Genomic DNA, 25440 nt, shown 5'->3' on the forward strand with positions numbered 1-25440 from the left:
TTTACCCTCCCCCTTTATTCACAAACTTTATAATCAATAAAACAGTCTTTACAAACTATCTCCCCATGGTAAAGCCGGGCTTTAGGCTCCATCACACTTTCTCCGCATTTACTGCAAGTTAAGCTTTTGAAAATTCTTACCGGCCGAACCTTAAAAGGAACTTCCTGGATTTTAAATAACTGGTCCGAAGGCATTGTTAAAATTTCTTCCGCCCGCTTATTTTGAAGCTCTGAAAAACGCTTCCTTTCCTCTTCCGTAGCTTTTTTCTCTAAAATTTTATTAAATAATTTTTCCTGGTCCGAACTTCTTTGCCAGAGCTCACCTCGTACCACCAGGCGTTCTCCCTTGCCCCAGGATATACTGCCAAAGGTATAAGCCATTTTGCCGGTATCTTTGTAAATCAACCGTCCTTTGCCAAATGTACATCCGGTCAACACCTGAATGGCATCCACACCACAGGCATCATTTTCGGTAATGACGTATAAATCGTCCAAATTCCCGCCTTTCTCCAAAAATCGTTCCAAAGCTAATTTAGCCGCCCGGTAGCCAATGGCCAGTCCCGGGCAGACATGCCCGTGGAATTCCACCACCCGTTCCCAGTCAGTAACTACTCTACACACCAACGATCCCTCCTATTTTTGCTAAATAAAAAAGCCGCTAAAGGGCTGCTTCAGCAGCCAGCTTCGCGGCTTTTTTCATCCTATTTAATTGCCTTAAAAAACTTTTAACCACCTACCTTCTGGTAGGTCTTTTCAACAAAAATATTCGACATTTAAAATAATTTTCCTGCCTCAAGATTAATTATTTTTTTCACATTTTGCCCCCCTTATCAACTAACTTCACCTTTTACATTGCGCTCTTCAAAAACATCCTCTTCCTTTAAAACCAAGCTTACAAACACTTTAACCAGGTCCGGATCAAATTGAGTGCCGGAACCTTTTAAAAGTTCCTTTAATACTTCTTTGCGCGCAAGCGGTAGTCTATAAGGCCGCTGGGATAACATCGCATCATAAGCATCAATAATTGCCATAATACGACTCAGGTACGCAATTTCTTCGCCCCTTAACCCCTGGGGATAACCTTTCCCATCCCAGCGTTCATGGTGTTGTAAAATAAGGGGGGCTATAGCTGAAAGTTCCCCCGAAGTCAAAGCAATTCGGTAACCAATCTCTGGATGGCGCTCAATAATCCGCCTTTCCTCAGGCGATAAGGGCTCAGGCTTATTTAAAACATTTTCCGGAACCCCCAGTTTGCCTATATCATGCATCTCCACCAGAAGGACAAGCTTATCCAGCTCCTCCCGGGGTAATTTTAAAGCTGCACCAAATGTAAGAGCAACTTTTTTCATCCGTTCGGTATTGTGAAAATCCCTTTCCATTAAAGCGGTTTTTAGAGCTTTAACCAGCGCCACCCGTGCATCATTACCACTGGCAAGTTTATTTCGATACATCGCATCGTCCGCTTCCCGCAAAGTTTCCCAGAGGGAAGCCCCCGGTTGTGAAGCGGTTGAGACGCCTATAGATAAACTAAGGGGTAAATCGGGGTGAAGCTTATTATACTCCCCTATCTTTTCCAGGATTCTGCCGGCAATTTCCTCAGCCGCTTCTCTTGAAGTACCGGGCAAAAGAATGCCAAATTCATCGCCACCAATTCGAGCTACTACATCCGATTGTCTTACTCCATTTCTCAATACTTCAGAAACCCTTTTTAATAATAAGTCTCCCTTATCATGACCAAACATATCATTTACCGCTTTTAAGTTATCTAAATCACAAATCAAGACACTTATAGGGTATTCCCGACCTTTTTCCATCCGTTTTACTTCTTCTTCAAAAAATGCTCGATTATAAAGACCAGTTAACACATCTCTGGTACTGCAATATTTTAATTCATTTTCCATAATTTTCTTTTCGGTTACGTCCCGAACACACTGGACGGCCCCTAACAAATTGCCTTCATCATCCTCAATGGGAGCCGCCAAAGTCCAGTAACAGGCTCCCTTTCCTCCATAAGCATTTGGCGCCACCCCTTCACCGACAATCACCCTACCTTTTTTTTCTAATTTTTCATAACCATTTATACCAATTTCACCATAATTGCCAAGCACCAGGTCTACGCAAATAGGCTTTCTTTTCCCAAAAAACGGCTCGGCATATATGTAGTCGCCTTTTCCCAAAATCTCTTCTTTCTTGACCCCGGTCATTTCTTCCATCGCCTGGTTCCAGACAATCACCCGCCCATATTTATCAATCGCTAAAGTAGCATCGGGTAAGGAATCAATAATCTTTTCATATAAATAAAGCTTTTCTAACAGATTTACCCCCCTTTCAAGGGCCGTTAAATATCTCTCCAGCGCTGAAAGCTTTTCTTCGGAAAGTTCTTTCACCATCCGGATAAGTTGATCTTTAAGAGCAGTCATGTTTTTCATCCTTTCGGATAAAGGACTCAATTCCTCTTATAATAAATTACATTTATTGTGCTATAATCCTTACTTATACATTTCGCCATAACTTAACATTATCCTGCAACTTTTGGCAAAAAATTTAAACCGGCTTTTTTAGCCGGCTTAAAGATATAGAAAAATGTTATAGGAAAAATTAAATAATCAGCCGGGTGAAATACAGGATAATCCAGGCGGCGGGAATTAACAGGGCCTGGCTTAAAAGAGTTCCTAAAAATTTGCTTATTAATAAAGCCAGCACAAGCCGGTTCAGCGAATCCATCGGTAAAGACCCATTTAATACCCTATCGGTTACCATTGCCGAATACGGGTCAACCAGTAAAACCAGAACTATCGTGGCAAAACCGTTGATAATACCGGAGAGCTGACTGGCAGTTAAGCGGTACTCCGGGTTTAAAACTCCGGCATACATTGCCGATAAAACACCGGTGGTATAAATACCGGTTATGATAAGGTTTAATAAAAGGATTTTATACGGCATTCGCTCCCGGGCAAGATTTTTTACCGATTGAAGAGGAACACCCCGAATATTTTCCTTTATAGCCTGGGTTTTCCGCTGCCGCAAAGTCACAATTATTAGCCTGGGAACGGAACCAACTTCATCCAATTTATTTAAAGCTATAGTAAAAAAATTTATAAAGGTAGGTATTAATACTGCCCCAATCAAGGTTCCGGCGGTTGCTCCAAGGAGTACCCAGCGAAAAACCATTTCCAACCCGGCCAAATCATGTTTAAGCAAAGCAATTTCCACGATGCTACCCAAAAGGGGTGCTTGAATCATATTCGAAGTTCTCGACACCAGGACAATAATATTAAAAACCGAACCCGCTAAAGCTAATTTTTTAGTTTTAATTCCCGCTATCCGGGCCGCAAACGACAAGGTATCTATCAGATGGATAATTAAGGTTAAAAAAACCACCAAAGCAATCCTGGTAAATTCCATAGTTATCTCCTTAAATTATTTTTTTCTATTATAGCATTTTAAACACCGGCTATTAAAGAAAAAAGCGGGCTAAAAATATTGCCCGCTATAAGCGCTTTTCTATTGTTCCCCCGCCTAAAAGTTCATCACCCCGGTAAAATACCACTGCCTGTCCGGGAGTAATTGCCCGCTGGGGTTCATTAAAGGTTACCCTTACCTGGTTTTCCCCTATACGCTCGACCACCGCCGGCTGCGGTTTGGCATTATACCGAATTTGAGCTTGGGCTTCAAACCTTTCCGGTATTTCATCAAACCAGAGGAAGTTTAAATCCGAAGCAACCAAGCCCGGGCTGAAAATCTCCGCTGCTTCCCCGACAACCACTTCGTTGGTTTCCGGTCTAATATCAACCACATAATACGGTTTTCCTAAAGCCAGGCCCAGCCCTTTGCGCTGGCCAATAGTGTAGTAGGGGTAACCCTGGTGCTGACCTAAAACTCGCCCGTTTACATCCACAAAATTACCCGGTTTAATATCTTCTCCCCGGCGCTCTTTGAGAAACTTGCGGTAGTCGTTATCCGGTACAAAGCAAATTTCCTGACTTTCCGGTTTATCTGCCGTTACTAAGTTGTACTTCCGGGCAAGCTCCCGCACCTGTTCCTTAGTATATTCCCCGAGCGGGAGTAATAACCTTTTTAACATTTCCTGGGTAAGATTGTATAAAACATAGGTCTGATCTTTTTTCCGGTCTACACCGCGAAATAGTCCGTATTTACCTATATCTTTCTTGTAAACTACCCGGGCATAATGACCGGTGGCCATGTAATCCATCCCAAGGCTTAAGGCTTTTTTTAACAAAGCATCAAATTTAATATAGCGATTACAGGCAATACAGGGATTAGGAGTGCGCCCCCGCAGGTATTCTTCGGTAAAGTAGTCTATTACTTTCCGTTCAAACAATTCCCGGAAATTCAAGACATAATAAGGTATCCCCAGTCGGTCTGCTACCCGACGGGCATCATTAACCGCATAAATTGAGCAACAGCCCACGTATTCTTCTCCGACAACCTCAATTTTGGGGTCCCAGATTTGCATGGTAACCCCTACTACTTCATACCCCTGCTCGAGCAACAAAGCTGCGGTAACGGAGCTGTCAACTCCTCCGCTCATGGCCACCAGTACTTTTTTTCTACCTATAACGTCCACTCCTTCCCAAGAAAAGAAAGCGGTAATCTACCGCTTTCTTATTTTTGCCCTTTTTTCTTTAAATAATCTTCAATTGCAACTTTTAAGGCATCGGCAGCTAAATTGGAACAGTGCATTTTTTGCGGAGGTAGCCCATCCAAGGCATCGGCTACAGCTTTGTTGGTAATTTTCATCGCTTCTTCAATAGTTTTTCCTTTAACCATCTCGGTCACCATAGAACTGGTAGCGATAGCTGCCCCGCAGCCAAAGGTCTTAAACTTGACGTCAGTTATTTTATCCCCATCTACCTTAATGTAAATCCGCATAATGTCGCCGCAGGAAGGATTACCTACTTCCCCGACCCCATCCGCATCGGGGATCTCCCCCACATTCCGCGGATTGGTGAAATGATCCATTACTTTTTCGCTATACATCATAATTATTCTCCCCCCAAAATTTTTTGGTTATAAAGCGGGGACATCTCCCGCAATCTTTCTACAATTCCCGGAAGAACCTCCAGCACATAATCAATTTGTTCTTCGGTATTGGCTTTACCTAAGGTAAGCCTCAACGAACCATGGGCCACTTCATGGGGAATTCCCATGGCCAGCAAAACATGGGATGGATCCAGGGACCCGGAGGTACAGGCGGAACCGCTGGAAGCGGCAATTCCTTTCATATCCAGCATTAAAAGCATTGACTCTCCTTCCACAAACTCCACGCTGAAATTAGCATTATGGGGAAGTCTCTTGGTAGGATGCCCGTTTAACCGGACATAGGGAATCTTATCCAAAACTCCCTTAATGAGCTTGTCCCGTAATTTTGTTAATCTTGCCGATTCCTCCGGCATTTCGGCAACAGCAAGCTCAATTGCTTTTCCAAGGCCAACAATGCCCGCTACGTTTTCGGTTCCGGGGCGCCGTTTTCTCTCCTGGCCTCCGCCATTGGCGAGGGGCTCAAGCTTTAATCCTTTTCTTACGTATAAAGCCCCTACCCCTTTGGGTCCGTAGATTTTGTGGGCCGAAAGGGATAATAAATCAACTTTTAACTCTTTTACATCCACCGGTATCTTACCAACCGTTTGGACAGCATCGGTATGAAAGTAAATCCCCTTTTCCCTGGCAATTTCTCCTATTTCGGCAATCGGTTGAATGGTACCAACTTCGTTATTGGCATGCATAATGGTAATCAGAATTGTTTTGTCAGTAATAGCTTTTTTTACATCTTCCACCGATACCATTCCGTATTCGTCTACCGGTAAAACGGTTACTTCAAATCCTTCCTTTTGTAAAGCCAAACACGCATCCAGAACCGCATGATGTTCTACTGCCGAAGTTATGATGTGATTTCCTTTATGTTTATAAGCCCGGGCAATACCCTTAATTGCTAAGTTATCCGCTTCCGTTCCCCCTCCGGTAAACACTATTTCTCCGGGATCGGAAGCGTTTATCGCCTTGGCGACTTTCTCCCGGGCATCCTCGATAGCCTTTCGTGCTTCCCGTCCAAAAGCATGAATGCTGGAGGGATTGCCAAACTTCTCGGTTAAATAGGGCATCATTTCCTCCAATACTTCCCGGGCTAAAGGAGTAGTAGCCCCGTGATCCAGGTAAATTCGTTCCATAGATAAATCCCCCTAACTGAGATTAAATATAATACATTAAATTTTGGTTTTGATTTTTTTTGGCTTCTTCAATCATGTCTTTTAAAGTTATGGAATCCAGTACTTTATTTAAAGCATCCCGCACTTTGGCCCAAACCACGCGCGAAATGCAAGCATCCGCCTGGTCACAAGCTTCTTTCACATTTTCGGAAACGCATTCCACCGGTGCGATGGGCCCTTCCAGGACTCTCACAATTTCCCCCACGGTAATTTCTTCGGGAAGGCGATTTAAAAGGTAACCTCCCTGAGCCCCCCGCACACTTTTAATTAGGCCGGCTTTCCGCAGTACCGAAAAAAGCTGCTCTAAATAAGGCTCAGAAATCATCTGACGTCGCGCAATCTCTGAAATAGGAACCGGCCCTTCCCCATAATGTAAAGCTAAATCATAAATTGCCTTTAGGCCATAATGTCCCCGGGTTGAAAGTCGCATGGTTCACCACCAATTCCGAGTAAATTACTTTACTTTCAAAAACATCTTAGCACTTACTTAAACAGATGTCAAGAATTCCGATTTATTTAGTAAAGTTTTTTACTTTTCCCCACAATTCCATCAACCGCTGTTTTATCTGGGCTTCCTTACCCGAATCGGAAGGCTCGTAGAAACGCTGACCTTTTAAATTCTCCGGTAGATAATCTTCAAGGACAAAGTGCCCCGGGTAATCGTGAGGGTACTTATAACCTTTCCCTCTTCCCAATTCTTTAGCTCCGGCATAATGGGCATCCCTTAAATGCTGGGGAATTGGGCCATTTTCCCCTTTCCTTACCACCGAAAGTGCCCTGTCAATAGCCTTTATTACCGCATTGGATTTTGGCGCACAGGCAATATAAATAGCAGCTTCCGCCAGCGGTAATCTTGCTTCGGGCATTCCCACAAATTCTAAAGCGTGAAAAGCCGCTACCGCCACATTTAAAGCCATGGGATCGGCAAGCCCCACATCTTCCGCCGCATGGACAATTAATCTTCGGGCAATAAATCGCGGATCTTCACCGGCTTCCAGCATCCGGGCCAAGTAATACACCGCCGCATCCGGGTCAGAACCGCGCAAACTTTTAATAAAGGCTGAGATCGTATCGTAGTGATTATCCCCTTCTTTATCGTAAACGATAGCTTTTTTCTGCATCGATTGCTCGATAATTTCAACGGTAATTTTCCGCACTCCGTCCTCATCGGGAGGGGTAGTTAAAACCGCAAGTTCAATACCGTTTAACGCCGCCCGGGCATCTCCCGCCGCCATGGTAACTAAATGGTCAAGGGCCTCTTCAGTAATTTCCACCTTATACTCGCCAAGCCCCCGTTCCTTATCCACAAGGGCTCTTCTCACAATTTCCCGGATATGTTCCGGCTCTAATGGTTTAAACTCAAAAATCCGGGAACGGGATAAAAGGGGGGCGTTTACTTCAAAATACGGATTTTCGGTGGTTGCCCCAATTAACACTATGGTTCCAGCTTCCACTTCGGGTAATAACGCATCTTGCTGGGCTTTATTAAAGCGGTGGATTTCATCAATAAACAAAACAGTTCTTTCGCCATAATATTTTTCCCGCTCCTTCGCTTTTTTTATTACTTCTCTTATTTCCCCAACCCCCGAAGTCACCGCATTTATACTTTCAAAGCCGCTTTTGGTGGTAGAAGCAATAATTTTTGCTAAGGTAGTTTTACCCGTTCCGGGGGGACCGTAAAAAATTAAAGAACCAAGCCGGTCACTTAAAATTGCCCGTCTTAACAGCTTACCTTCACCCAAGATATGCTCCTGGCCTACAAACTCGTCCAAACTCCTCGGCCTCATGCGATAGGCTAAAGGAGCTTCCTTATTCAATCTATTTTTGGCAGTATCCCACAAATCCATAAAACTCCCCTTCCGACCGCAAAATAAAAAAATGCGCTTTTTTAAAACAAAGCGCACTTTAACCGTTCATTACAGGTTTTTTATGATAATCTTCATTAATTCGTTTTTATGCTTAAACCCTACCGATCTTCCCACTTCTTCCCCATTTTTAATAAAAAGAAGAGTCGGAATACTCATAATCCCGTAACGTCTTGGTGTTTCCGGATTGCTATCGACATCGAGTTTCCCAACGGTTAATTTACCTTCATATTCCTGAGCAATCTCTTCTAAAATCGGTGCAATCATCCGGCAGGGACCACACCATTCGGCCCAAAAATCAACAATTATAAGTCCTTCTCTTTTAAGTGCTTCGGTTTCAAAATTTTCATCGGTTAAGGTTATAATACCCATTATACCGCTCCTTTCCCCCCGGTATATATGAACCCCACTTATAAATTATACTCCTCTAAATATTTTATTGTCAATTAAAGCAAAAAGTTGAGGTCTATTACAAAATCTTATGCCTTAGCAAAAGGTCTTTTACCGCCTCCCCGGCAGCAATTAATCCAGCAGTAGCAGTTACAAACATAACGCTTCCCGGAATGTGCTTTTTCTCCGCCGGCAACGGCTCATCACTGGTACCTCTTTCCAGCACCGGCGGTTCTTCTGAAAATACAACTTTTACTCCCCGATAAATCCCTTCTTTTTTAAGTGCCTGCCGAACCCGCCTTGTTAGAGGACAGGTATGGGTTCTGGAAATATCGGCAACTTTAAATCTTGTCGGGTCAAACCGATTACCGGCTCCCATGACCGAAATAAAAGGTATACATTTTCGATACATGTAGGTAATTAACGCAATTTTATTTTTTAACGTATCGATAGCATCTACTACATAGTCAGGATTGTACCGGAAAAATTTCTCGGTATTTTCCGGTGTTAACTTTTCCGTTACGGTTATTACCTCCGCTTCAGGATTAATTTCCCGGATTCTCTTAGCCAAAACCTCCGCCTTTAAGAGCCCCACCGTTGACTCCAGCGCTGGAAGCTGACGGTTGATATTGGTAAGGCTTACCCGGTCGAAATCCACCAAAACCATGGAGCCTACCCCCGTTCGGGCTAAAGCCTCAGCGGCTGGAGAACCAACCCCTCCCAGCCCAAAAACCATCACCCGGCTTCTATGTAAAACTTTAAGCCCTTCGCTACCTATTAAAATTTCCGTTCGGGAAAACCGGTGCATAGCAACCCCTCGCAGCATAAATTGACACAAGAAAACCCCGCTTTGCCGTAATCCACGAAGTTCCGAACCCCTTCTCTACCAGGTGGGTGTCCTCCTGATTGCTTTGGGCTTCCCCTAAGCGGGGCATGCACGCCACAATCAGAGTCCGGACTCCCTTTGTATGAGTGTTGGATACGAACTTCCCGGTGGACTACGCACAAAGCAGGGTACGTTTTCTTGGTTAAATCATAACACAAAATCGTACTGCTCTCAAGGCTCTAATTTTTGGATTACTGCTGCTCTTTAACCGGCAAATCAACTTTAATATGCAGTTCCTTAAGCTGCCGGCGTTCAACAACATCGGGCGCACCCACCATTAAGTCGGTAGCACTTTGGGTTTTGGGGAAAGCGATAACATCCCGGATGGAATCTCTTCCGGCCATCAGCATTACCAGCCGGTCAAAGCCAAAGGCAATACCACCGTGGGGAGGTGTGCCGTATTCAAACGCTTCTAACATAAAGCCAAATTTTTCTTTGGCCTCTTCCTCCGAAAGGCCAATTAGTTTAAACATCTTTTCCTGGATATCCCGGCGGTGAATCCGGATACTCCCGCCTCCGATTTCCACCCCGTTTAAGACCATATCATAAGCTTTCGCCCGAACCAGTAATGGTTTTTCATCCATCAGTGGTAAATCTTCATCCATCGGTGCCGTAAAAGGATGGTGCATCGCTACAAACCGCTTCTCTTCATTATCATATTCTAAAAGGGGGAAGTCTATCACCCAGAGGAAGTTAAACTCCTTTTCGGGAATTAGCCCAAGTCTTTGAGCTAAATGCAACCGTAAATTACCCAAAGCTTGAGCAGCCACTTCCGGTTTATCCGCTACAAAGAATAAAATGTCACCGGGTTCGCCCTGTAAAGCTGAAATCACCGCTTTTAACTCTTCTTCTTTAAAAAACTTGGCTATTGGTGATTTTACTTCCTCGGGAGTTAAGATTAAATAGGCAAGACCTTTGGCACCAAAGTTACCCACAAACTTCGTAAGGTCATCTAAGTCTTTGCGGCTAAATCCCGCACACCCTTTGGCGTTTAAACCGCGGATTACCCCGCCAGCCTGAGCAACCGTTTGAAACACTTTAAACTCCACATCTTTCACCAGTTCTGTAACATCGGTAATTTCCAGTCCAAAGCGTAAATCCGGCTTATCGGTACCGTATTTTAGCATTGCTTCCTGGTAGGAAATCCGCTTAAAAGGAGTTTTGATCTCTACCCCAAGGGTTTCTTTAAACACGTAAGCTATCATTTCTTCCATTAAACTCATGATGTCTTCCCGGTCAATGAACGACATTTCAATATCGATCTGGGTAAACTCCGGCTGCCGGTCCGCCCTCAAATCTTCATCCCTGAAGCAACGAACAATCTGGAAGTACCGTTCCATCCCGGCAACCATTAAGATTTGCTTGAAAATTTGCGGGGATTGGGGTAACGCATAAAATTTACCCGGATTCAACCGACTTGGCACCAAAAAATCCCTGGCCCCTTCGGGGGTACTTTTGGTCAGCATCGGCGTTTCAATTTCCCAGAAGCCATGCCGGTCCAAAAAGTCCCGAACCGCTTTCGCCGCTTTGTGACGAAGTTCAAGGGCCCGCTGCATTTCGGGGCGCCGTAAGTCCAAATAACGGTAACGAAGCCGCACCTGTTCATCCACATCAATCCCGTCTTCAATGTAAAAGGGCGGAGTTTTTGCTTTATTTAAAACTTCGACTTTGCTGGCATAAACTTCCACTTCTCCGGTTAAGAGGTTGGGGTTTTCGGTACCTTCCGGCCGCAGTCTCACCGTTCCCTCTATGGCTAAAACATACTCGTTTCTTACCACTTCCGCTACCCGGAAAGCCTCCAACTCCACGTCAGGAGAAAAAACCACCTGCACGATTCCCGAACGATCTCTTAAATCTACAAAGATAAGACCGCCATGATCCCTTCTCCTCTGTACCCAGCCGTTTAAAATAACCTTTTGGCCGGCATGTTCTTTCCGTAACTCTCCACAGTAATGGCTTCTTTTAAGCATTGTCCTTACCCCTTTCCTTGGCATATTTTTTGATAAGTTCATCCCGGGAAAGCTCTACCTGCTCACCCGTCTCCAAATCTCTTAAAATAAACCTGCCTGACTTTAACTCCTCTTCGCCAATAATTAATGCTGCTTTTGCTTTTAGGCGGTTTGCCGCCTTTAATTGAGCCTTCAGGCTTTTCCCCTGATAATCGGTTTCTACCCAGAGGTTCAGCCTTCTTAATTCATTAATCAAAGGAAATCCGTACTCGCGGGCTTCTTCCCCCAAAAGGCAAACAAAAAGGTCCGGTACCGGAACGAAAATCTCTTCGCTTTTTCTTTTTAAAGCCAAGATAGTTCTTTCTTCCCCCAGAGCAAAGCCTATTCCCGGCTGATCCGGCCCTCCGATTTCGCGAATTAAACCGTTATAGCGACCTCCACCGCCAATGGAGCTTTGGGCACCTATCTCCGGCACCACAAACTCAAACGCTGTCTTGGTATAATAATCAAGCCCCCTTACTAAAAAGGGGTCAATTACGTATTTTACTTGAGCTAAATCCAGGTATTTCCTAACCTCGGTAAAATGCTCCCGGCAATCGGGGCAAAGCTCCGATAAGGGCGTGGGAGCATTTTGGGCGATTTTTTGACAGCTTTCATTTTTGCAATCCAAAATTCTCAAGGGATTTCGGTTAAGCCTTGCCTTACACAAGTCGCATAATTCGTCTTTACGCTCTTCAAAATATTCAATAAGTTTCTCCCGTAAGCTTTTTCGGCACTCAGGGCAACCTACGCTATTTAAGCGAAGCTCAACGTCATTCAGGCCAATCTCCCGGTAAAACTCCAGTGCCATTAAAATTACTTCCGCATCCACCATGGGCTCATCGCTACCCAGGATTTCAACCCCGAGCTGGTGAAACTGCCGCAGCCTTCCGGCCTGGGGTTTATCGTAGCGAAACATCGGTCCAATGTAAAAATACTTCGCAGGACCGGGATCGGCGTACTTTTTGGCTTCGACATACGCTCTAATCACCGCAGCCGTTCCCTCGGGCCGTAAGGTGATTGATCTTCCGGCCTTATCTAAAAAAGTATACATCTCTTTTTCTACAATATCGGTAGTTTCCCCGACTCCCCGCTCAAAAAGCTCCGTATGCTCAAAAATCGGGGTGCGAATTTCCTGATAGCCAAACCTCCGACATACTTCACGAAACTTCCTTTCGATCTCTTCCCACAGGAAAACTTCCGGCGGAAAAAGGTCGTTAGTGCCCTTGGGTTTCTGGGTAAGCATTTATCTTAAACCCCCTTCTTTATAAACTAAAACCCGCCCCTGGAATACCCAGGGACGGGATTACCCGCGGTGCCACCCTGCTTGAAGGTAGAAACCTTCCGCTCTTGGCCGTAACGGGGCCAAACCGTCTTAACCTACTTAATCCTTTCAGTTAAGCCGCCTCCCGGGTGTTCCTTTAAACCGGCATTCAGAGAAAAGCTCTCAATCGCGGCTTTTCCTCCCTGTCTGAAGCCCCCTGGTTTAAAAGTCCCGGTCATTGCGTTTCGTTAATACATTTTAACCTTAGAAAAGTTTGTTGTCAATAATTCAAATAGATTATCTGCGTTCAACAATTAAACGTCTGAGAAAGTAAAACGAAAGGGCTAAAAGATTTAACAATACCAGTAAAAACCAGAATTTTAAAGTAAAACTGTTACTTTCGCCTACAGGATTTTGCGGATGAACTATCCTCTGGGAAAAAAAGCGTAAGGTAAATCCCCCGACCCCGGGTAAAGCATAAAAAAGAGCCGATACTAATGGATTTTGGTAAAGGGCTTCGGCAAAAAACGCTATTCCAGTTAAGATAAGCATGGAAACCATAACTATAAAGCGCGGCTCTTTAAAATATACCGCTCCCCAGGTAATCTTCATCGCTATAGTACCGGTTATTGTGGCTAATAACATTAACCAAAAGGCAACAATTAAAAACTCCCGGGCATTTAGAAGCCACTTATCTTTCCTGGTAAAGACATAACCAAAAGCTAAAACTGCGGTAAGCCCGTACCAAAGGTAAGCAACCAGAGTTAATCCCCCGTGAAGATAAACTATTTTTAAAGCATGTCCTAATTTTTGCTCCTCAGGCAGGGTTAAAAGAATAAGTACTAATGTTAAAAACATAATATAAAACCAAAGCTTATTTTTCTTCAAACTCCTGACCACCTTTATTTTTAATTTATTTTATTTTATTCAACACATTTTAGGGTTTTCCTGCCTGTAATTTTGCGCAGTTAATTACTATATAATCTTGATTTCATGCTATTTTATTTTGATGCGTCACTTTCCTGTATTATCTTTATACTTGACCATTCCCAATCTTTAGTTATGTGAATTTCTAAGTCAAAAGTTAAAAAAATAGAAATGAAAAACAATATACTATTTAAAATTAACAAACCAATATGATAAAAACTGTTAAACATATGACCAAGTAATTTTTCTTTAAAAATAATAAAAGAAATAGTTAGCACCGGCATTATAGATAAAATAAAGTAAATTGGGCCCCAACCTCTTGACCCAATAGACTTAAAATTTATTATCTTTTTTAGAAGCATATTTCTTTCCATATCTTTTTTCATATTAAACCACGTAGTTTCCCATTTTAAGCCAGGAAGCTCTTTCTCAATATATTCCCTTATGTACATTCCAATTCTTTCAACGGATTGTTGAAAAGTCCTCATCATCAACAAACTGGCTATAATGATTAAATAAATAATCATTGAAGATAATAATAAATATTCCATCTTTTCGCCAATTTCTATATCATTTTTGGTTAATATTTTATCTAATACAAACGAAACAATCCCCATCACCGCTCCAACAGTATAAGTTAACAATTGAACTCTCATAATCTGATTATTATGTAACTCAGCCCTTAATTGTCTGTACTCTTCTAATATCTCACTTTTATTTTTTTCATAATTTTGCAACAGTTTCACCCCCTTCTCAAATAAAATTTAGAAGCTTAAATTATCAAAAACCATCATCAATAAAAACCCAAAAATAACCCCAAAAGTAGCCAGACTTTCACCGCCTTTGGCATGGGTTTCGGGAATTATTTCATCGGAAATTACGTAAATCATTGCTCCTGCGGCCAAGCTTAAAGCAAAAGGCAAAACACTTGCTGAAATACTTCCTAAGGCTAATCCCAGAAGCCCCCCTACCGGCTCCGCCAGTCCAGTTAATACTGTAATCCCAATTATTTTCCAGGTGGAAAAGGAAAAACCGACAAGACTAACCGCCACCGATAACCCTTCTGGAATGTTTTGAAGACCAATTCCTAAAGCTAAACTTAAGGCTTTGGTGATATCCTTTTCTAAAAAGCCAATACCTACTGCCATCCCTTCGGGAAAGTTATGAATGGTGATTGCCAAGATAAATAACCATATTTTATTTAAATCACTCTTTGGGCCCTCTTCCCCAAAAGCCGGGTGGAAATGCGGGATCAATCGGTCCAAAAAATAAACAAACAAGGAACCGGTTAAAAAGCCTAAAGCTGTTACAAAAATTCCTCCGGTTTCTAAAGCCGGCAGTAAAAGACTAAAAAAAGATGCAGCGAGCATAATACCGGCAGCAAAGCCTAAAAGTAAGCCTATCGTGCTTTTAGGAAACTCTTTTTTAAAAAGTAGTAAAAAAGATCCAAGCCCGGTAGCAAGGCCTGTTAAAAGGGAAGCTAAAAACGACGCCATAAACTTCCTCCGTAAGTTTTAATTTAAGCGATTCACTGGAAATATTTTACCATTTATTAAGTATTTTTTCTATAATTCAGACAGGTAACAGGCTGGGGAATTGAATACAAAAAACAATAAAATTATTGGCACCTGCGGATTTGTCTAAAAGAGTAAAGCCTTCCGCTTAATGCAGAAGGCTTACATTTTCATCCGGGCAATCCTATCTTTTTTATATTCGTTAAGTACCCGGGATACCTTATCCCATTCAGCGGCTCGTTTGTCCAAAAATTCCGCCGTAGCTCCCGTTAAAACATCGTCTGCTCCTTCGTGAGTTGGGTAAGCATTACTTTCGGCAACGATATCTCTTAAGGCCTGAGGAACATCAATAATTGGACACGGAGCAAAGTAGTTTTCCGAGAAGGGCTGGCGTTTTTGGTAAGCTGTAAACAGCGGATTCTTTAAAACTTCTTTTAAAGGTTTCTCATTAATATTATCTACAGCAAAATGAACAAAAGCACAGGGCTCTACCTCACCTTTAGCATTAATGTGAAAGTAACTTCTACCCCCGGCAATACAACCATGGGTAATATGGCCGTCATTCCAGAAATCGGCAATCATAATTGGTTTGGTAATCCGCAAAACCGGGATTCTTTGAGCCAAATAAAGCCGCTCTTCAGGGGTCAGCATCAAGGAAGTATCGGGATTTTTACCTACCGGTACATAATGGAAAGACCAGATATACTTAACTCCTTTTTCCACCAGGAAATCGATAAACTCATCGGATGTAAGCTCCAGGTAATTTTCCCGGGTTACCGTTACCGAAGCTCCAAAATATACTCCCCGTTCGCGCAGTAAATCCATAGCCCGGGTAATCTTGGCAAATACCCCTTTGCCCCGCCGGGCATCGGTCCGCTCCTCAAACCCTTCAATACTGATAGCGGGAGAGAAGTTACCTACCTTGGCTATTTTATCGGCCATCGCTTCGTCTATCAAGGTTCCGTTGGTATAAGCCATAAACGCCATGTCGTTATGCTTTTCAAAGAGTTCAAAGAGGCGCTCGTACATTAAAGGTTCGCCACCGGATAAGACAATAAAGTAAATTCCCAGCTCTTTGGCTTCATTAAATAACCGATCCAACCGTTCAAAGGAAAGCTCCGGACCTTTTTGATATTTTCCTGCCCAGCAACCGGTACAGCCAAGATTGCACCGCGAAGTCGGATCCACCAGGATGGTAAAGGGAACGTGAACGCCGGTCTCAGCTTTATACTGCTTTTGCCTGGGAATACCAAACAACACGCCATTTATAATGGTATTATAAGCAAGCTTGGATAAGATTTGGGGATTTGTTTCGCTAAAGAAGCGGCGGAACTGTTCTTTAACCGCAGGGAATTTTTCATAGCTCTCAATTAGGTAGTTAATATAAGCTTTATGGTTTTCTTCCCGGGCAATTTTGTGTAAAAGTTTTAAAATATTTAAGATATTTTTTTCCGGGTCTTTCTCTAAGTATTTAAGAAGCTCATTTAAAAGTTTTTCGGCTACAAACTTTTTGGCAAACTCTACATTAACCTTAAGTGCCATACCCCCACCTCCAAAAATTAATTTTTATACCCAAAAATCCAAAATTTCCGTGAAAAAAAATTTAGGTTCTCACCTCCCGGTGAAAAGCTTCAAGGAGTAAAAGCAGTGTTTTTGCCTCTTCTAAAGCTAAGTTTTCAATACAAGCAGTAAATTTGCCGAGGCTCTTTTTGAGCTTTCCAATTTCTTTCTGTCCCCGTTCGTTTATGTGTAAAAGCCCCAATATAAACCCCGGAAGCTGTTTTAATTGAAACTCAATAGGCTTTTGAGGCCAGATCTGCGGAAAACGGGCAAGTTCCTTAATATTTACTTTATGAAGCACAACCGTTAAATATGCCAAAAAAGTTGAACAGTAGACAAAAGGAGTACTTTCTGAAGCCAGCTCTTCCTTCATTTTCTTTAAAACACCGGAAAGGCTTTTGGTTTTAACTTCGCGAATCTTTCTTAAAAGCTCCTTTTCTATATCTTTAGGTACCATTTTTTGCTTTATTTTGGGAATAAAGCCCACCGCTGAGCGTCCCGGCGCGGATTTACCTTTTTCCAAAAGATACTCCCTGATTACCAGTCCTTCCTTTTCTAAAGCCCTTAACATATCGTACGCGGTCCAGCGGCTAACCCTCATCTCTTCCGCTAAAATTTGGTACGATACCGGAAATTTTAGCTTATCGTAAAGCTCTCTTAATTTGGCTAAAAACTGTTCCTTGCGTTTGGTAAGACCCAATTTTATACCCCCAAAAAACCAAAATTTTAATTATATTTTATACCCTTTTTTAGGAAATATGCAAGGCTTTTATTTTAATTTTCAGAAACTGGTTGAAAAATATCCTCTCATCGTTTACAAAACATATTCATAGTTTCCGGTAAACCCCCTTTCCTAAAAACTCAATTACATTGTTGTTTCTTAGTATTTGTAATTGTTGCCTAATCTTAGCTTCAATATTATTATTTTGAGGATGTAAAACTTTTAAATAAGGAATATATGCATAAACATCTTTTAAGGTAAAAACTTTTTTATTGATTTTCATTAGTATATTTAATATGTCAACTAACCAGCCCCTTTTTTCAACATTTTTAATTTTTCTGTAATAACTAATTTTTTGGATATTCATTCGTACATGATTTGCAGGAATCACATTTTTATCTTTTATTAAATATATTTTCCCAAAATAAGGAATATCTTTCAAACTAATATTACAACCAGTCCACCCTCTTCTTCTGGCCCTTTGAGATAATGGTCTCCGCTTCTTGATAATTCCGGGAAGAATAAATTCTTTGGGTACAATAATTAAGTCATTAATATAATCAAACATTGGACTATAACTCATAAAGAAAAAATTAGGAACTGAACAGGAATATATCGCTTGAATCATTTTGTTAAATTCACCATCCACAACAATATTTCCTAATGTTATTTTCTTAGATTTTAATTGAAATTCTTCGCCACAATCGTTACAAAAAAAATCAGCAACAGGGTGATTGTTATCATACCTTTTTATTTTTTCATTTGAACAAAAAGGACAATACATATTATCTTTAAACCAACTTTCTGAAATGACTCTTACTAATTGAGATTTACTTTTATATTTCTCTTTATATTCCTCATAATAATCATAAAGACTTATAGGAATTCGCATAAACTTCCTCACCATTCATTTTAATAATAATTAAAATAAATTTTCACTCCACCGCTTCAATACTGCACAGTACATCAAAAAAAGGCACTCCATCCCCCATATCCGGCCGAACCTGGCAGGTCAAAACGTTTACCCCGCCGCCGTCAATTCCCCAGCTTCCTTCTTCAATCACCACCGTATCCGGCCGCACCCGGTCGGACACCTTTACCAAACCGGTAATTTCACCGGTAACGGTCTTTACCCATACTGCTGCCAGATTATCAAGATTGTGGCGGGCAGCGGTAGAAGGATGAATGATTACTCGCGGTTTTGTTCCCCATTCCGCCGATTCCAGGTTATGAAATTGAGAATGTAAATAATCTTTAGGATGGACTGTCAAAAGCCGGTAAGGAAATTTTTTGGCAGTTAGCGAATCATAAGCCTGATAAAGCCCCGGTCCTTTCTCGGCCATTAACTCAATTTTCCCGGTAGGGGTTAAAAACTTCCCGTCACTAAAAGTAAACGGCGCCAGAGGGTGGCGGATGTAACCCTTTTCTCTTAATACCTCAAAGGTAATCCCTAAAGGTTTTAGCGGTTCTAAAGCTTCTATGATAAATTCCCGGGCTGTTTTTGGTTCAAAGTTTTTAAGACCAATTTTCTTCGCTAACTCATTCCAAAATTCCACTTCTGTAGGCATGTCATTAGGAGTTTCTACTATTTTAGGTAAATAGCTTAAATAATAGTGCCAGGAACTATAAACAATATCTTCCTCCTCAAAGACCGAGGTAGCAGGGATTATCAAATCCGAAGCATAGGCGGTATCGGTTAAGAAAAAGTCTACGGTAACTTTAAAGGGAACATTATAAAAGGCCTCTTGCATTCTCTTGGTATCCGGCGCCTGGTTTAAGGGATTGGAGCGGGTTACAAAAATAAGCTTGATAGGTGGTTCCGCCGCAAGAATCGAATTGGCCATTACCGGCCAGGGAAAGTACCTTTCCCGTACTTTTTCTTCAGCTTTTACTATACTCCCAAAGTAAGGTTTCCAGAGGGGATGGGCATAATGAGGTCCACCGCCTTTAACCCCCACATTGCCGGTAATCGCCAAAAGGGCATTTATCGCCCGCACGGTACTACCGCCGTTTTGGTAGCGCTGCAGCCCATAGCCATACAACACGGCAATGGGCTTTTTAAAAGCAAAAAGTTTTGCGAGATAAGCTAAATCGTCTTCACTTATTCCGGTTTCTTTTAATACTTTTTCCACCGTTACTTCTTCAGTAAGCTTGGAAAATTCTGCAAAGTTTTTGACCTTTTCTTTAACAAAATCTTTATCGTAAAGCCCTTCACTTATCAAGAGCCGGGCTATTCCCAAAGCCAAAAGGCCATCGGTTCCCGGTTTTAGAGAAATATGCCTTCCACTTGCTACCTTTATTTTAAGGGGATTTATCGCCACAATCTCTGCCCCGGCTTCTTTGGCCTCCTTTAAGAACGGCAGTAAATGCAGGTTCGTAGTACCCGGATCCCGCCCCCAGAGAATAATAGCTTTGCTGTTTATCAAATCATGGTACTCACCTAATGTGGGAGCTCCAAAATCCCTTTGCATTGCCTCATAGCCGCTGCCCCAGCAAAGGCTGCCGGAAGGGTGGGTAACTCCCCCCAGGCAATTAAAGAAGCGTTCATCCAGGCGCTTTAAATAACCGCCGGAGCCGTGGTCGTACAAATGTAAAATCGAAAGGGTTTCCCCTTTTGCATATAACTCGCCAATTTTTTCCGTTAAAAGGACAAAGGCTTTTTCCCAGGAAATTTTCCGAAAACTACCTTTTTCCTTTAAAAGGGGCTGGGTTAAACGGTCCGGAGAGTAGGTCCTCTCAATTACTTTTTTAAATTTTGGGCAAAGAAAGCCCCGGGTTAAAGGATGGTTTTTGTCCCCCAGAGGTTTTACCACCCGACCATCTTCTACCGTTACCTCCACCCGGCAGGAGTCATAACAGTTTAAGGTACAGGTCGTAGTAAATTTCATTTGTCTGCCCCCTTATTGTTCTGGGATTGGAGTTTTAAATAGCCTTTAAATAACTTAAAAAATATATCCATCCTAAAAGAGTTAATAAAGACAAAAAAGTAGAAATAAATACTCCTTGAGCTCCCTTGACCGCGTCGCCGCCGTATTTATTGGCAAAAATAGCGGTATTGGCCGCCGCCGGCATTGCTGCTAAGATAACCGGAATTGCAAGCATTACCCCTCTATTTCCAGTAAAAAATAATATTGCAAAAGTTAACGCGGGAATTACTATTAATCGAATAAAGGCCAATATCCAAAGTTTAAAATCGGTTAAAATTTCCTTAAAGGACAGTTCCCCTAAAATTGACCCCACCAAAATCATTGAGAGAGGCATGGTTACCTCGCCAATCTCCTTTAAAGCTTGCCCCAAAAATAAAGGTAATTCTACGGAAAAATAAAAGAACGAAAATCCTATAGTCACCGCTATTATTCCGGGATTGATAAACATCTTTTTTATCTCATCCCGACTAAAAATGGTTTTAATACTTTCTCCCCTTAATAAAGCAATCCCTACGGTCCAGTTAAAAACTTGAAACCCGATATTATAAAGGGCAGCCTGAAAAACACCAATTTTCCCGTAAAGGGCATGTAAAAGAGGATAGCCCATAAAGCCAACGTTGGAAAAAATAAGGATAAACTTGTAAACCCCGGCAGTTTCCCGGGATAAACGGAAAAATTTCACCACTACCTCGGCAAAAATCGTAACAAGAAAGTAATAAGAAAAAGAAATAACTAAAAGCAGTAAACTATCCAATAAAAGCTTTTGACTGAAAGGAAACTGCATTGCCGAAACAATCAGGCTCGGCAGGGTAATAAAAACAACCAAGTCGCCAAAAGCCGCGTCGGTATTTTCACTAAAAAATCGCTTCTTCTTAAGAATAAACCCTAAAAGCAGGTAAACTCCAAAAACCAGTACCTGATTAAATACTGTTTCCATTATTTGCCCCCATTTTTTGTTTTTATATCATATATCTTAACAAAATCTCTTTTAAAAAGTCAGCAAAAAAGTTAAGATAGGATTGTATACAACTATAATTACGCTAAAAGGAGGGTATGAAGTGAATTTAGATAGTTACATTGAAAGCCTGAAGGAAGATATTGTTCGCACCACGCAAGAGTGGATAAAAATTAGAAGTGTGGAAGAAGACCCAAAGCCCGGAATGCCTTTTGGCGAAGGGGTAAACCAGGCGCTCTTAAAGGCTCTTGATGACTCCGCCAAAATGGGATTTACGACAAAAAATGTGGACGGCTATGCCGGCTATGCTGAATACGGCCAAGGAACTGAATTAGTTGGTATTCTCGTCCACTTGGATGTGGTGCCAGAAGGAGACGGCTGGAGCTATGACCCTTATGGTGGTGTCATTGTCAATAACCGGATTTACGGCCGGGGTACTGTAGATAACAAAGGCCCGGCGGTTGCCTGCCTTTATGCCCTAAAAGCAATAAAAGATTTAAACCTTCCGGTCTCCAAGCGAGTACGGATTATTTACGGTTTAAACGAAGAATCCGGCTGGGCCTGCATGGATTACTACCGGGCCAACGAAGAAATTCCCCAGCTTGGTTTTGCCCCGGATGCCGAATTCCCCATTATTCATGCGGAAAAAGGAATTTTAACTTTAAAATTAGCCAAAGAATTTACCCTTCGGAAAACCGGTGAATTAGTTTTAAAATCCTTTAAGGGCGGACTTCGAGCCAACATGGTGCCGGATTTTGCCGTAGCGGTTTTAGAAGGAAGTGAAAATGCTCTCAAAACCGCAACCGATGCCCTCGAAAATTATAAAAAGGAAAAAGGTTTTAAGATGGAAGCGGTAGTCGAGAGCAACACCCTTACCATCAAATCCTATGGGGTTTCGGCGCACGGTAGCCTTCCGGAAAAGGGTAAAAACGCCATAGCCCAGCTTTTAGTATTTTTGACCACTCTGCCTCTGCCCGGGGACGATATTTCCGCTTACTTACAATTTTTAGCCCAAAAAATCGGTTTAACCTACAACGGGGAAAATATTGGTTTAAAGCTTTCCGATGAGGTTTCCGGAAATCTTACCCTAAACCTCGGTGTCCTCGAGCTTACCGAAAAAGAAGCTTACGCTGCTTTAAATATTCGCTACCCGGTTACCTATAAAAAAGAAGATCTCTTAAAAATCTTAGAAGAGCAAATTTCCGGTACCGGCATTTACTTAAAAGATATCTCCGACATGGCACCTCTATACGTACCCGAAGACCATTTCTTAGTGCAGAAGCTTAAAAAAGTTTATGAAGAAAAAACCGGAGATCCTGCCCGGTTAATCGCCATTGGAGGCGGCACTTATGCCCGGGCCATTCCCAATGCCGTTGCGTTTGGACCGCTATTCCCGGGCATGGAAGAACTTGCCCACCAAAAAGACGAGTATATCGATATCGACCATTTAATCCAGATAACCAAAATATATGCTGCCGCAATTTACGAATTAATTAAGTAGCAAAAAGCCCTGAAGCTAAAAGCTTCAGGGCTTTTAATTTTTTAATTTTCTACAGCCACTTCTGGTTGTGATCTGTTACTTAAAATCTTAATCCACTTTAATACTGAATTTACCATAACTACAATTCCTAATGACATCATTATAGCTACCAATACTGCGGGTACGGTCTGTCCTTGAGGGAGATAAACCTTGGTAAGGTTGGTAAATCCAGCATTTAATACTGTCACAAACAAGAACAACATCGGTAAAAAGGTTGTCAGGGCATAAATGCGTTTTTTACTCTTTTGCAAAATCATTGAAGTTCCAATAGCTAACGCTAAAACCCCAATTGTTTGGTTGGCTACTCCAAACACCGGCCAGATAGTTTTTATATCTCCACCATAAATTAGGTAACCCCAGGCAAAGGAAACAAAGGCACTTAAAATTACCGCTAAAGCAGTTGATTTACTTTCTTTAATCGGTTCATAAATCATACCCAGTAAATCTTGAGCAATATACCTTGCCACCCGGGTACCAGCATCGATGGTAGTTAAGATAAACAGAGCTTCAAACATTATGGCAAATTGATACCAGTAAGCCATCAAGTGTTTTAAACCCGGAATACTTGCAAAAATGTTTGCCATACCAACCGCTAAAGATACAGCACCACCGGGACGTCCTGCAAGTTCTTCCCCTACCAGTTTGGAAAGTTCCGGTAAATGAACTATCTCCATATTTAATGTTTTGAAAACTTCCGGCTTGGTGTTGATGGCAAAGTAATCACCCGGCATTAAGGTAGTAGCAGCAATTAAGGCCATTAAAGCCACAAAAGCCTCCGTTAACATGGAACCATAGCCAACAAGCTTAATATCCTTCTCATTTGCTATCATTTTAGGCGTTGTTCCGGAACTGACCAGAGCATGGAAACCGGAAATAGCTCCACATGCTATAGTGATGGAAATAAACGGCCATACTTTACCACCAATTATCGGACCACCGCCATGGATAAACTGGGTAACGGCCGGCATTTGAATCTGGGGGTTAACAATGATAATTCCGAGAGCTAACGCCAAAATCGTTCCGATTTTCATATAGGAGCTTAAATAATCCCGCGGTGCTAATAAAAGCCATACCGGCAAAGCTGCTGCTAAAAAGCCATAGGCTGGAAGTAAAATTTCCAGTGTTTTCTCAGATAAAGTCAGGTACGGAGCTAAGAACGAATTTTTGACATACGGTCCAAGGAATACCGCTAAAAGAATTAAGATAACGCCAATAAGGGATGCCTCACCAATTTTGCCGGGGCGGAACTTATGCATGTAAAGCCCGATAAAAATCGCAATGGGGATGGTCATGGCAATGGTAAACACACCCCAGGGGTTACTTTTCAATGCATGCACAACTACCAAGCCTAAACCTGCCATGGTCAGAATAATAAGGAAAAATACCGCAATCCCCATGGCTACCCCTGCTACAGGGCCCACTTCTTTTTTGGCAATTTCCGACAAACTTTTACCGCCGTGGCGAATGGAAGCAAATAATACCACCATGTCATGCACGGCACCAGCTAAAACCGCTCCAATTAAAATCCAGAGGGTTCCCGGAAGATAACCAAATTGTGCCGCTAAAACCGGACCCACCAGCGGTCCTGCTCCGGCAATAGCCGCAAAATGGTGGCCAAAGGCAACCCATTTGTTCATCGGCACATAATCTTTACCGTCGTTGTATTTTTCCGCAGGAGTTTTCCGCATTTCATCCAAGGTTAACACCTTGGCCGCCAGAAAGCTCCCATAAAAACGGTAAGCTAAAACCAAAATAAGGGCTGCCCCAATGATAAGTTCCAAAGCACTCACAATACTCACCCCTTATAATAAATTATTGCTCCCTCACATAATTTAATGGACAGCCCTTATTTTGGGTATAATTTTGTAATATAATGTTGAATATTTGCAATAACTGTCGAAAACCTTGTAATATATGTTTTATAAGTTTAACCCAATCTTTTCTTTAAAGCTTTTTAGAAAAGTCCTCCCTACCGGCACCTCACTGGCTCCATCATCTCCCATTCTTAAAATCAATCCCCCACCAAAAAGCGGAACAATCTCTTTTATATGTTCAAAATTTACCAAAAAGCTTTTATGCACTTTTATAAAGTTACTTTGCTCGAGCATCTCCTCTAATTCCGAAAGGGAATGACGGCAAAGAATCCACGCACTTTTTAGCCTTATTTTGGCATAGCGTCCCTGAGCTTCAACAAAATATATTTCTTCTCTCTTTAGTGGTAAAATTTTATCGGCAGTTTGAATAAATACCCTTTGCAAAGGAGCAATTACCTGTAAGCTTTTCCTCATTTTCTGGCTGTATTTTTCTTTGTTTCTTAACTTTTCTTCGATTTTTTCTAAAGTTAACTTTACTCTCTCTTCAGAAAAAGGCTTTAAAAGGTAATCCAGAGCATTTAACTCAAAGGCTTTAACCGCATATTGGTCGTAAGCGGTGGCAAAAACAATTAACGGTGGATCTTTTTCCTTTAAAAGCGCTAACGCGACATCCAAACCGCTTAAACCGTACATCTCAATATCCAAAAAAATCACATCTGGATTCTGTTTTTTTAAAACCTCAAAAAGCTCTTCACCCGAATCCGCTTCCCCGATAACTTCAACTCTTTCAGTTTCCTCTAATAAATACTTTAGTTCTTCTCTGGCTAAAGGTTCATCATCCACCACTACTGCTGTTATCATCA

Annotated in this window: 23 protein-coding genes, 1 other RNA gene and 1 other annotated feature; of the genes, 1 reads left to right on the forward strand and 23 read right to left on the reverse strand. The window is 42.0% G+C overall.

The window, feature by feature from the left end; genetic code table 11:
- Positions 1-14: 14 nt before the first annotated feature.
- The 21 genes from ciss_RS01195 to ciss_RS01295 form a co-directional block, all read right to left on the reverse strand.
- Entirely contained in the window at positions 15-620 is a 606-nt protein-coding gene (locus ciss_RS01195; RefSeq protein WP_075864501.1) for an FmdE family protein, read from the reverse strand.
- 209 nt (positions 621-829) lie between these two features.
- A complete protein-coding gene (locus tag ciss_RS01200; RefSeq protein ID WP_075864502.1) occupies positions 830-2419 on the reverse strand; it encodes a diguanylate cyclase in 1590 nt (529 codons plus the stop codon).
- A gap of 178 nt (positions 2420-2597) precedes the next feature.
- On the reverse strand, positions 2598-3404 hold the full coding sequence (locus tag ciss_RS01205) for a lipid II flippase Amj family protein (RefSeq protein WP_075864503.1): 807 nt from the start codon (positions 3402-3404) through the stop codon (positions 2598-2600).
- A gap of 85 nt (positions 3405-3489) precedes the next feature.
- Positions 3490-4587, reverse strand: coding sequence for a tRNA 2-thiouridine(34) synthase MnmA (gene mnmA / locus ciss_RS01210; protein WP_075864504.1), 1098 nt, complete (start codon positions 4585-4587; stop codon positions 3490-3492).
- Between the two features lie 38 nt (positions 4588-4625).
- Positions 4626-5003, reverse strand: a complete 378-nt coding sequence (nifU, locus tag ciss_RS01215) for a Fe-S cluster assembly scaffold protein NifU (protein ID WP_011345084.1) — start codon at positions 5001-5003, stop codon at positions 4626-4628.
- A gap of 2 nt (positions 5004-5005) precedes the next feature.
- Positions 5006-6187, reverse strand: coding sequence for a cysteine desulfurase NifS (nifS, locus tag ciss_RS01220; RefSeq protein WP_075864505.1), 1182 nt, complete (start codon positions 6185-6187; stop codon positions 5006-5008).
- A 22-nt stretch (positions 6188-6209) separates the two neighbouring features.
- Positions 6210-6656 carry an RrF2 family transcriptional regulator gene (locus tag ciss_RS01225; protein ID WP_075864506.1) on the reverse strand — a complete coding sequence of 149 codons (447 nt, stop codon included), beginning with the start codon at positions 6654-6656 and terminating at the stop codon, positions 6210-6212.
- 82 nt (positions 6657-6738) lie between these two features.
- Positions 6739-8073, reverse strand: coding sequence for an AAA family ATPase (locus tag ciss_RS01230; protein ID WP_075864507.1), 1335 nt, complete (start codon positions 8071-8073; stop codon positions 6739-6741).
- Positions 8074-8142: 69 nt separating this feature from the next.
- The gene (gene trxA / locus ciss_RS01235; protein WP_075864508.1) at positions 8143-8463 is read right to left on the reverse strand and encodes a thioredoxin; all 321 of its coding nucleotides are present in this window, start codon (positions 8461-8463) and stop codon (positions 8143-8145) included.
- A 97-nt stretch (positions 8464-8560) separates the two neighbouring features.
- Positions 8561-9289 (reverse strand): tRNA threonylcarbamoyladenosine dehydratase, encoded by a 729-nt coding sequence (locus ciss_RS01240; protein WP_075864536.1) that lies wholly within the window; start codon positions 9287-9289, stop codon positions 8561-8563.
- A gap of 30 nt (positions 9290-9319) precedes the next feature.
- Positions 9320-9500, reverse strand: a non-coding RNA gene (ssrS, locus tag ciss_RS01245) — 6S RNA.
- 58 nt (positions 9501-9558) lie between these two features.
- Positions 9559-11337: an aspartate--tRNA ligase gene (gene aspS, locus ciss_RS01250; RefSeq protein ID WP_075864509.1), complete on the reverse strand. Its 1779-nt coding sequence runs from the start codon at positions 11335-11337 to the stop codon at positions 9559-9561.
- On the reverse strand, positions 11330-12601 hold the full coding sequence (hisS, locus tag ciss_RS01255; RefSeq protein ID WP_075864510.1) for a histidine--tRNA ligase: 1272 nt from the start codon (positions 12599-12601) through the stop codon (positions 11330-11332). The genes aspS and hisS overlap by 8 nt, the downstream gene beginning before the upstream one ends.
- A gap of 47 nt (positions 12602-12648) precedes the next feature.
- Positions 12649-12867, reverse strand: a binding site (T-box leader).
- Positions 12868-12916: 49 nt separating this feature from the next.
- Entirely contained in the window at positions 12917-13507 is a 591-nt protein-coding gene (locus ciss_RS01260) for a hypothetical protein (RefSeq protein ID WP_075864511.1), read from the reverse strand.
- Positions 13508-13620: 113 nt separating this feature from the next.
- Positions 13621-14283, reverse strand: coding sequence for a hypothetical protein (locus tag ciss_RS01265; protein ID WP_075864512.1), 663 nt, complete (start codon positions 14281-14283; stop codon positions 13621-13623).
- A 27-nt stretch (positions 14284-14310) separates the two neighbouring features.
- Positions 14311-15042 (reverse strand): ZIP family metal transporter, encoded by a 732-nt coding sequence (locus ciss_RS01270; RefSeq protein WP_075864513.1) that lies wholly within the window; start codon positions 15040-15042, stop codon positions 14311-14313.
- A 180-nt stretch (positions 15043-15222) separates the two neighbouring features.
- On the reverse strand, positions 15223-16602 hold the full coding sequence (locus ciss_RS01275; RefSeq protein WP_075864514.1) for a radical SAM protein: 1380 nt from the start codon (positions 16600-16602) through the stop codon (positions 15223-15225).
- Between the two features lie 61 nt (positions 16603-16663).
- Entirely contained in the window at positions 16664-17320 is a 657-nt protein-coding gene (locus ciss_RS01280) for a LexA family transcriptional regulator (protein ID WP_075864515.1), read from the reverse strand.
- Positions 17321-17447: 127 nt separating this feature from the next.
- A complete protein-coding gene (locus ciss_RS01285; RefSeq protein WP_166503958.1) occupies positions 17448-18233 on the reverse strand; it encodes a DpnI domain-containing protein in 786 nt (261 codons plus the stop codon).
- 43 nt (positions 18234-18276) lie between these two features.
- Entirely contained in the window at positions 18277-20229 is a 1953-nt protein-coding gene (locus tag ciss_RS01290; RefSeq protein ID WP_075864516.1) for a molybdopterin-containing oxidoreductase family protein, read from the reverse strand.
- Positions 20230-20263: 34 nt separating this feature from the next.
- Positions 20264-21205 (reverse strand): AEC family transporter, encoded by a 942-nt coding sequence (locus ciss_RS01295; RefSeq protein ID WP_075864517.1) that lies wholly within the window; start codon positions 21203-21205, stop codon positions 20264-20266.
- 121 nt (positions 21206-21326) lie between these two features.
- On the opposite strand from ciss_RS01295, the gene pepV reads away from it, so the two are divergent.
- On the forward strand, positions 21327-22724 hold the full coding sequence (gene pepV / locus ciss_RS01300) for a dipeptidase PepV (RefSeq protein WP_075864518.1): 1398 nt from the start codon (positions 21327-21329) through the stop codon (positions 22722-22724).
- Positions 22725-22765: 41 nt separating this feature from the next.
- Here the strand turns inward: pepV and ciss_RS01305 are convergent, their stop codons facing one another.
- Positions 22766-24553, reverse strand: a complete 1788-nt coding sequence (locus ciss_RS01305) for a carbon starvation CstA family protein (RefSeq protein WP_075864519.1) — start codon at positions 24551-24553, stop codon at positions 22766-22768.
- A 129-nt stretch (positions 24554-24682) separates the two neighbouring features.
- Entirely contained in the window at positions 24683-25438 is a 756-nt protein-coding gene (locus ciss_RS01310) for a LytR/AlgR family response regulator transcription factor (protein WP_075864520.1), read from the reverse strand.
- Positions 25439-25440 lie beyond the last annotated feature (2 nt).

The organism is Carboxydothermus islandicus (genome assembly GCF_001950325.1).
GTDB classification, from domain to species: Bacteria; Bacillota; Z-2901; order Carboxydothermales; family Carboxydothermaceae; genus Carboxydothermus; species Carboxydothermus islandicus.

Excerpts from the sequence above, each read along its gene's own strand:
- ciss_RS01205 (WP_075864503.1), bottom strand. The coding sequence starts at position 3,404 with ATGGAATTTACCAGGATTGCTTTGGTGGTTTTTTTAACCTTAATTATC.
- nifS (WP_075864505.1), bottom strand. The coding sequence starts at position 6,187 with ATGGAACGAATTTACCTGGATCACGGGGCTACTACTCCTTTAGCCCGG.
- ciss_RS01240 (WP_075864536.1), bottom strand. The coding sequence starts at position 9,289 with ATGCACCGGTTTTCCCGAACGGAAATTTTAATAGGTAGCGAAGGGCTT.
- ciss_RS01270 (WP_075864513.1), bottom strand. The coding sequence starts at position 15,042 with ATGGCGTCGTTTTTAGCTTCCCTTTTAACAGGCCTTGCTACCGGGCTT.
- nifU (WP_011345084.1), bottom strand. The coding sequence starts at position 5,003 with ATGATGTATAGCGAAAAAGTAATGGATCATTTCACCAATCCGCGGAAT.
- ciss_RS01290 (WP_075864516.1), bottom strand. The coding sequence starts at position 20,229 with ATGAAATTTACTACGACCTGTACCTTAAACTGTTATGACTCCTGCCGG.
- ciss_RS01200 (WP_075864502.1), bottom strand. The coding sequence starts at position 2,419 with ATGACTGCTCTTAAAGATCAACTTATCCGGATGGTGAAAGAACTTTCC.
- ciss_RS01225 (WP_075864506.1), bottom strand. The coding sequence starts at position 6,656 with ATGCGACTTTCAACCCGGGGACATTATGGCCTAAAGGCAATTTATGAT.
- ciss_RS01230 (WP_075864507.1), bottom strand. The coding sequence starts at position 8,073 with ATGGATTTGTGGGATACTGCCAAAAATAGATTGAATAAGGAAGCTCCT.
- ciss_RS01295 (WP_075864517.1), bottom strand. The coding sequence starts at position 21,205 with ATGGAAACAGTATTTAATCAGGTACTGGTTTTTGGAGTTTACCTGCTT.
- hisS (WP_075864510.1), bottom strand. The coding sequence starts at position 12,601 with ATGCTTACCCAGAAACCCAAGGGCACTAACGACCTTTTTCCGCCGGAA.
- ciss_RS01285 (WP_166503958.1), bottom strand. The coding sequence starts at position 18,233 with ATGCGAATTCCTATAAGTCTTTATGATTATTATGAGGAATATAAAGAG.
- aspS (WP_075864509.1), bottom strand. The coding sequence starts at position 11,337 with ATGCTTAAAAGAAGCCATTACTGTGGAGAGTTACGGAAAGAACATGCC.
- ciss_RS01275 (WP_075864514.1), bottom strand. The coding sequence starts at position 16,602 with ATGGCACTTAAGGTTAATGTAGAGTTTGCCAAAAAGTTTGTAGCCGAA.
- trxA (WP_075864508.1), bottom strand. The coding sequence starts at position 8,463 with ATGGGTATTATAACCTTAACCGATGAAAATTTTGAAACCGAAGCACTT.
- ciss_RS01310 (WP_075864520.1), bottom strand. The coding sequence starts at position 25,438 with ATGATAACAGCAGTAGTGGTGGATGATGAACCTTTAGCCAGAGAAGAA.